The organism is Flavobacterium sp. MAHUQ-57 (genome assembly GCF_051908335.1).
Lineage (GTDB): Bacteria > Bacteroidota > Bacteroidia > Flavobacteriales > Flavobacteriaceae > Flavobacterium.
In genome coordinates, this window is the sequence record NZ_JBPZTE010000004.1 from 1 (window position 1) to 765 (window position 765).

1 rRNA gene is annotated in these 765 nt (G+C 48.2%); it reads right to left on the minus strand.

Annotated elements, in window-relative coordinates:
- A 16S ribosomal RNA gene (locus ACS8MM_RS00025) occupies window positions 1-737 on the minus strand; the annotation flags it as partial.
- Window positions 738-765: the final 28 nt, after the last annotated feature.

Below are 765 nucleotides of genomic sequence, written 5' to 3' on the forward strand. Positions count from 1 at the left end.
TACTCGTAGTAACCTGCCTTCGCAATTGGTATTCCATGTAATCTCTAAGCATTTCACCGCTACACTACATATTCTAGTTACTTCCAAGTAATTCAAGTTCTACAGTATCAATGGCCGTTTGATCGTTGAGCGACCAGATTTCACCACTGACTTATAAAACCGCCTACGGACCCTTTAAACCCAATGATTCCGGATAACGCTTGGATCCTCCGTATTACCGCGGCTGCTGGCACGGAGTTAGCCGATCCTTATTCTTACAGTACCGTCAAGTTCCCTCACGAGGGAGTGTTTCTTCCTGTACAAAAGCAGTTTACAATCCATAGGACCGTCATCCTGCACGCGGCATGGCTGGTTCAGGCTTGCGCCCATTGACCAATATTCCTCACTGCTGCCTCCCGTAGGAGTCTGGTCCGTGTCTCAGTACCAGTGTGGGGGATCTCCCTCTCAGGACCCCTACCCATCGTTGCCTTGGTGTGCCGTTACCACACCAACTAGCTAATGGGACGCATGCTCATCTTGTACCGTTGGAACTTTAGTAACAAAAAGATGCCTTTTCGTTACACTATGGGGTATTAATCCAAATTTCTCTGGGCTATCCCCCTGTACAAGGTAGATTGCATACGCGTTACGCACCCGTGCGCCGGTCTCAAAGGAGCAAGCTCCTTCTACCCCTCGACTTGCATGTGTTAAGCCTGCCGCTAGCGTTCATCCTGAGCCAGGATCAAACTCTTCATCGTATAATTTTTAAAGCTTACGCTTAATTTT